The 5,623-nt window shown below is 62.8% G+C and carries 5 protein-coding genes; 1 reads left to right on the forward strand and 4 read right to left on the reverse strand.

The genetic code is table 11. From position 1 onward, the window contains the following. The 4 genes from AADA04_RS12285 to gap form a co-directional block, all read right to left on the reverse strand. Positions 1 to 728: hypothetical protein (locus tag AADA04_RS12285; protein WP_340693565.1), on the reverse strand; the 728-nt coding region annotated here is incomplete at its 3' end. A 167-nt stretch (positions 729 to 895) separates the two neighbouring features. Further along, positions 896 to 1,813: a fructose bisphosphate aldolase gene (locus tag AADA04_RS12290; protein WP_340693566.1), complete on the reverse strand. Its 918-nt coding sequence runs from the start codon at positions 1,811 to 1,813 to the stop codon at positions 896 to 898. Positions 1,814 to 2,099: 286 nt separating this feature from the next. Beyond that, complete coding sequence (locus AADA04_RS12295; protein WP_340693567.1) at positions 2,100 to 3,293, reverse strand: phosphoglycerate kinase; 1,194 nt, start codon at positions 3,291 to 3,293, stop codon at positions 2,100 to 2,102. 13 nt (positions 3,294 to 3,306) lie between these two features. Next, positions 3,307 to 4,317: a type I glyceraldehyde-3-phosphate dehydrogenase gene (gap, locus tag AADA04_RS12300; protein WP_340693568.1), complete on the reverse strand. Its 1,011-nt coding sequence runs from the start codon at positions 4,315 to 4,317 to the stop codon at positions 3,307 to 3,309. Positions 4,318 to 4,614: 297 nt separating this feature from the next. Between gap and AADA04_RS12305 the strand changes: the two genes are divergently transcribed. Beyond that, positions 4,615 to 5,538, forward strand: a complete 924-nt coding sequence (locus AADA04_RS12305; RefSeq protein WP_340693569.1) for a DMT family transporter — start codon at positions 4,615 to 4,617, stop codon at positions 5,536 to 5,538. The last annotated feature ends 85 nt before the right edge of the window (positions 5,539 to 5,623 follow it).

Consider the following 5,623-nt stretch of genomic DNA (forward strand, 5'->3'; position numbering starts at 1 on the left):
TAGTCGGTCGTGATCGTGATCTGACCGTTTTCGTCGGGCTGGTGCGCGTCGATATAGTCCTGAGGCATGCCCATCAGTGCATCGACGGATTCCAGCACGACCTTGCCCTGGATTTCGCGGAGGTTCTTGCTGAACGCGGACCTGATCTCGGCCAGTTCGGCGTTCAGGGTGCGGACCTTGTCGCGGGTTTCTTCATCCTTGTCGATGCCGGACCGGCGATAGTCTCGCAGGGTGCGGGCCAGCAGGTAAGCTTCGCGTTCATTGAGCGTGGCCGCGTCAATCGCGGCGAGACGGTCATAGATCGGTCTGGATAGGCTGAGGCGAGTCAGCACATCGGATGTGCGTTGCTGGCAAACGTCGCCCACTTCACGCAGGCTGGCATCCGGATTGGCCTCAGCCACCACGCTGGCTTCGCCATAACCAATCGAGTAGCCGAGGTTTGTGAGCGTATCGAGGAACTTGATATCGGCTGGGCCCGCGGCTGCGTCGCGTGCCTCCATGTCGGCGATCATCTTGTTCACGAGGTCGAGGGAATTGTCGCAGCGGATCGTGAAGGCGTCAGCGCTGGCGGGGGCGACAACGAGCTGCGCCATCATCGCTTTGGCTTCTGTCTCGAGCACGTTGACCGGTGCCGCGGTGGGCACTTCGGCCTTTTTTGCCGACGGTGTGCAGGCGACCGCCATCAGCGCGAGACTGGCCAGCGGCACCGCAAGTGGGAGAATTTTCATCAGGGGCATTCCTCGGCAAGAGGCGGGAGTGCCTGGACAGGGCGCCGCCAGAGTTTCAACGCCACTATGGTCCGGGCGCGCAACGTGTGTCCAGCCTTGTCCGGCAACACCGCGCGCACAAAAAAGGCGGCCCGCAGGCCGCCTGTTTCAGAATAGGGGAGGGCGGATCAACCGGCGCGGGACGCCTGGAAGATGCCGTCAATCGTTGACGCCAGTATCGCATCGAATTCCGCGTCGCTCTGCTTGGCCGAGAGCCCTTCGGTAAGGGCGCGCGAGAAGCTGGCGATCATGTTCGTGTTGCACGACAGTTTGGCGTTGGCATCGTCGCGGCTGTAACCGCCGGACAGGGCCACGACGCGCATGACGCGCGGGTGTTCGCACAAGGATTTGTACTGGTTGGCTTTTTCCGGGAGCGACAGTTTCAGCATGACCTGCTTGTCGGCGGGCATGGCATCGAGCTGTTTCGTGATCTCGGCGAGCAGGATATCTTCGGCTTCAGCCTTGTCCTTGATCGTGATCGTCACTTCCGGCTCGATGATCGGCATCAGGCCATGGCCGAGAATCTGGCGCCCGACATCGAATTGCTGGGCGACGACGGCGGCAATGCCCTTGGGGTTGGCGGCGTGGATGACCGAGCGCATCTTGGTGCCGAAGATGCCCTTGGCGACAGCGCGCTCGAGCAGGTGATCGAGTTCAGGCATCGGCTTCATCAGCTGGACGCCGTCAGCCTCGTCGGCGAGGCCCTTGTCGACTTTCAGGAAAGGAACGACGCGGCGCTTTTCCCAGAGGTATTGCGCGGTCGGAATGCCGTCGATGTCGCCATCCATGGTGCGTTCGAACAGGATCGCGCCCATGACCTTGTCGCCGGTGAAGGCCGGTGACTTGATGATACGCGCACGCATCTCGTGGATCTTGCCGAACATTTCCTCGTCGTTGGCATAATCGCTTTCCTCGACGCCATAGAGGCGGAGGGCTTTCGGCGTGGAGCCGCCCGACTGGTCAAGCGCGGCAATGAAGCCGGCTTTGTTGGCGGCCTGTTCGGCCATTGCTGCATTATCCATGATCATTACCGCGTCAAAACTCATTGTTTGGGGACCTGCTGATTGGTTTGCAGGGACTGCTTTCAAGTACCGTGCCCAAACATGGCGTCAACAGCCGTCACTGCGTGCGCCCATGATCGCGAAAATCGCTGAATTTTCGGGCGATTGCGGGCTTTGAGGCCCTTGTCGCGCGGCTAGAACACTGTAAATCGGCGTGGAAAAGGGGCGAATCCCGACAGCTGCCATTCACGGCCTCCAGGCAGCGACCAAAATGGGATCGCTATCATTCTGCCTCGCCTGCGCGATTTGCCGCAGGGTGTGCCATTTGGGGTCAGGCCTTGAGGGCGTCAACGCCGGGGAGGGGTTTGCCCTCCATCCATTCCAGGAAGGCGCCGCCGGCCGTCGAGACGAAGGTGAAATCGTCCGCGACGCCTGCATGATTGAGCGCGGCGACCGTATCACCGCCGCCAGCCACGGCGACCAGTTTGCCGGCCTTGGCGCGCGCAGCAGCAGCCTTGGCTGCGGCGACCGTGGCGGTGTCGAAAGGGGTCAGTTCGAAGGCACCGAGCGGACCGTTCCAGACCAGTGTCCTGGCTGAATCCATGGCAGCTGTGAGCGCGGCGACGGTTTGCGGGCCGGCGTCGAGGATCATCTCATCGTCTGCCACATCGTCCAGTCCGCAGGTGCGGTGGGGCGCGTTGGCGGCGAAGTCCCTGGCGACGACAAGATCGACCGGCAGGAGGATCTTGCAGCCATTCTGTTTTGCGATCGTCTCGATCTCGCGGGCTGTATCCGCCAGGTCATGCTCGCAGAGCGACTTGCCAACCGATAGGCCGCGCGCGGCGAGGAATGTGTTGGCCATGCCGCCACCAATGGCGAGCATGTCGACCTGGGTGACGAGGTTTTTCAGGAGGTCGATCTTGGAAGACACCTTGGCACCGCCGACGACGGCGAGCACGGGCTTTTCCGGATTGCCGAGGGCTTTCTCTAGCGCGTCGAGTTCTCGCTCCATCGCACAGCCAGCATAGGCAGGCAGGAGTTCAGCGAGCACGGCGGTCGAGACGTGGCGGCGGTGAGCGGCCGAGAACGCATCATTGACGTAGATGTCGCCGAGTTTCGCGATCCTCTTTGCGAGGTCCATGTCGCCGGTTTCCTCGCCGGCATGGAAGCGCGTATTCTCGAGCAGGATCACACCGGCAGGCTGCAGGTCGGCAATCGCTGCCTTCACGTGGTCACCCACGCAATCGGCGACGAAGCTGACATTCGAGCCAAGCACCTGGGCGAACGCGCCGGCGATGGGCGCAAGACTCATCTCCGCCACGCGCTTGCCCTTGGGGCGGCCAAAATGTGCCAGCAGCGCCACCTTGGCCCCCTGGGTACGCAGGGTCTGCACCGTCTCCACGGCGGAGCGCAGGCGCGTGTCATCGGTGACGAGACCCTTGTCCATCGGCACGTTGAAATCTACGCGGACGAGGGCGGTCTTGCCTTTGAGGTCGCCGGCGTCGGCGATGCGTTTGAAGTTCATCGCCTTCAGGCCCCTACAGGAATTTCGACATCACGAGCGCGGTGTCGCTCATGCGGGTCGCGAAGCCCCATTCATTGTCATACCAGGTCAGGATGGAGACGAAATTGCCGTCCATGACCTTGGTCTGATCGAGGTGGAAGATCGATGAGCGGTTGTCGTGGATGAAGTCGCAAGAGACGTTCGGCTGGTCGGTGAAGCCGAGCACGCCTTTCATCGGGCCGTCATTTGCGGCGGCGATGATTGCGGCATTGATCTCTTCCGGCGTCGTCTTCTTCTTCGAGACGAATTTCAGGTCGACGACCGAGACGTTCGGCGTCGGGACGCGGATCGAGATGCCGTCGAGCTTGCCCTTGAGTTCCGGCAGGACGAGGCCAACGGCCTTGGCGGCGCCGGTCGATGTCGGGATCATGGAGAGCGCTGCGGCGCGGGACCGGTAGAGGTCCTTGTGCATCTGGTCCAGCGATGGCTGGTCATTGGTGTAGGAGTGGATCGTGGTCATCATGCCCTTCTCGATGCCGATCAGGTCGTTGAGGACCTTGGCGACAGGCGACAGGCAGTTCGTGGTGCACGAGGCATTGGAGACGACCATGTCGTCCTTGGTGATCGTGTCGTGGTTGACGCCGAAAACGATGGTCTTGTCGGCATTGGTGGCCGGTGCAGAGACCAGGACGCGCTTGGCGCCGGCGGCAAGGTGGGCCGAGGCCTTTTCCTTGTCAGCGAAGATGCCGGTACATTCCATGGCGATGTCGATGTCGAGCTCGCGGTGCGGCAGGTCCTTCGGGTCGCGGATGGCGGTGCACAGGATCGGCTTGCCATTGATCACGATCTTGTCGCCGTCGACCTGGACGTCTGCCGGGAAGCGGCCATGGACGGAGTCGAAGCGCAGGAGGTGGGCGTTCGTGGCGACGGGGCCGAGATCATTAATCGCGACGACTTCAATGTCCTTGCGGTCATGCTCGATGATGGAGCGCAGGACGAGACGTCCGATCCGGCCAAATCCATTGATTGCAACACGTATTGCCATTTTAAAATTCTCCTCAGACGGGACAAAAACTGCGACTTTGCAGGCCCTTTACGATGCTGCGCTCCCCCCGTCCACCCGGATCGCCTGCGGTATCGGGCCACAAAACGGGACTTTGGAGGGTGCGACCATGCGGGGCCGGTTCCAATCTGAGCGGCTTGCAAGTTCCATGCAATTGCAGAGTGGACTTGAAGCGGGGCCCCTGTATTGCCTGTTGGCCTGCCATAGGGGGCCCATCCGGGTGAAACACCGACTTCCTTGCATCCTGTCATGGCGCCAGCCCGCCGGGCGTCGGCACACATGAAACCCGCAGGCCGTACGCTTGCCGATTGGGGCCTGTTCTGGCTGCTGAGCTTGGTCTGGGCGGGCGCCTACATGCTGACGCGGATGGCCGTCGATAAAGGCCATGCCGATGCGGGCCTGCCTGCCGAATGGGTGATTTCCGGCCGCCTGACGATTGGCGCCGTCGCGCTCTGGTGCGTGATGCTGGCCAGGCGCCAGAACCTGCCGCCGCTGTCCGACCGCCGCCGCTGGGCCGCGATCATGGGGATGGCGCTAGTCGGGTCGGTCATTCCCTTTTTCCTGATCACGATTGCGCAGGAGACGGTCAATTCCAGCCTGGCCGCGCTCTATACCGCCGCCGTGCCGATCTTCGTGGCCATCGGGGCCCATTTCATGTTCCGGGACGAGCGCTTGTCAGCCGGTTCGGTCGTGGGTGTCCTGATCGGCTTTGGCGGCGTGGCGCTGCTGTTCGGCCCCGAGGCGATGAAGGGGCTCGGCTCTGCCAGCGCGCTCGCCCAGTTGATGCTGGTTGGCGCAACGATGGCGTATGCGGTGTCCAGCCTGATCGCGCGGGGCGCGCCGCTGATGAGTGCCATTCCGTTCGCGACGGCCTTTGTGTCGGTCGCGGCGGTCGTCTCCTGGCCACTGGCGCTGCTGGTTACGCCTGAAGACGTGAATGCCGGGTGGGGGAACTGGCTGGCGGTTGTGGGTCTCGGTCTTGGCCCAACGGCCTTTGCGCAGGCCCTGTACATGCTGCTGATCGCGCGGACGTCGGCCACCTTCCTGTCGCTGACCGGCTATGCCATCCCCGTCGTTGCCGCCGTGCTCGGCTTCGTGTTCTTCGGCGAGCTGCAGAGCTGGCAGTCGCTTGGCGCCTTCGCGATGATTTTGGGCGGCGTCTGGCTGGCCCGCCATGGCGGCGGGGGCCGCAAGGCGGCCTAGAGACCGAGGCTTTCGAGCACGGTCTCTGTATCGGCGCCAAGGCAGGGCGGATCGAGGCGGATACTCGCCGGGCTGTCGGAAAAGG

It is taken from the genome of Hyphomonas sp., assembly GCF_037969335.1.
Classification (GTDB): Bacteria; Pseudomonadota; Alphaproteobacteria; order Caulobacterales; family Hyphomonadaceae; genus Hyphomonas.